This is a genomic window from Candidatus Eisenbacteria bacterium, from assembly GCA_035712145.1.
Classification (GTDB): Bacteria; Eisenbacteria; RBG-16-71-46; order RBG-16-71-46; family RBG-16-71-46; genus DASTBI01.
In genome coordinates this window covers 1-1119 of record DASTBI010000215.1, presented here as the reverse complement: position 1 = coordinate 1119, position 1119 = coordinate 1, and the positions used below count along the sequence as shown (strand labels likewise).

Below are 1119 nucleotides of genomic sequence, written 5' to 3'. Positions count from 1 at the left end.
CGGCAGGAGGCATGCTGCTGGGCCCGCCCATCCGGCGCCGTCCACCATGGCTGCGCTGCATCGTGGCGATCTATCCCATCATCGATCTGCGCGTCTCCACGCACCTGAGGCAGCACCTGACCGCGGCGCAGCTCGAGGAGTGCTCACCCGGGCCTCACCTCGGCGAGAGCGCGGCCTCCATGGCGCCGATGATGCTCGTCCGCGCGGGCCGCGACGAGATTCCCGACCTGCTCGAGGGAGTCGATCGCTTTGTCCAGGAGGCACTCGCGGCAGATGCACCTGTCGTGATCGTCAATCACCGTCAGGCGGCACACGGCTTCGACAACGGTGATCCCACGCCGCGCACCTCGAGCGTGCTTCGAACGGTTCTCTCCTATCTTCAAGAAAACCTCGGCGGATCCAGTCCTTGAGCTTCATGTAGTTCCGCACCCCACGGGTCGATAACGGTCCCATTGGCGTGTCAGGGCCCAGGCCCTCATCCCCCCGGCGATCTCACTGGCCGAAGAGGTGCGTCATGGCGCTGAAGCATTGCTCGATCTTGGCGTTCGCCCTGGTTGCAGGCCCGCTCGTGGGGTGCGGCGGCGACAAAGGCTCTGCCCTCCTCGACCCGGTGCTGTCGGGCCCGCCCGTTCTCATCACCATCAACGGGGCCACCCAACCCTCCGGCCCGGTCGGCAGCACGGCCATTCTGGAAGGGACGAACTTCGGCTCCTTTCAGGGTCAGTCAGGACGGGTCTGGTTCTCCAATGGAAGCGGAGGCAGCGTCGCCGGCGTGATCGCGATCAGGTCCGATTGGACGAACGACTTCATCGTGGCCACCGTCCCATCCGGCGCGGCCACCGGCCCGGTTCGAGTCCAGACCGCGAAAGGCATGAGCGATACGGTTCAGTTCACGGTGACCCAGAACGCGACGTTCAGCCCCTCGACGATCAACTGGAGCGCGAGCACGCCGCTCCCTGTCGGTCTCAGTGGTCATGCCGCAGCCGTGGCCGGGCCTCCCGGTGGCGGTGTCGGCACGATGGTCTACGTGCTCGGTGGATCCGACAGCACCCATCTCCCACGCAACGACGTTCTCTTCAGCGCGGTCGACGCGAGCGGTCACATCGGCGACTGGGTTTC

General features: G+C 66.1%; 2 protein-coding genes. Both read left to right on the top strand.

The annotated features are described in order from the left end of the window. The coding region (locus VFQ05_15170) for a hypothetical protein (protein HET9328106.1) at positions 1-410 on the top strand (410 nt) is incomplete at its 5' end. Between the two features lie 104 nt (positions 411-514). Continuing rightward, positions 515-1119: hypothetical protein (locus VFQ05_15165; GenBank protein HET9328105.1), on the top strand; the 605-nt coding region annotated here is incomplete at its 3' end.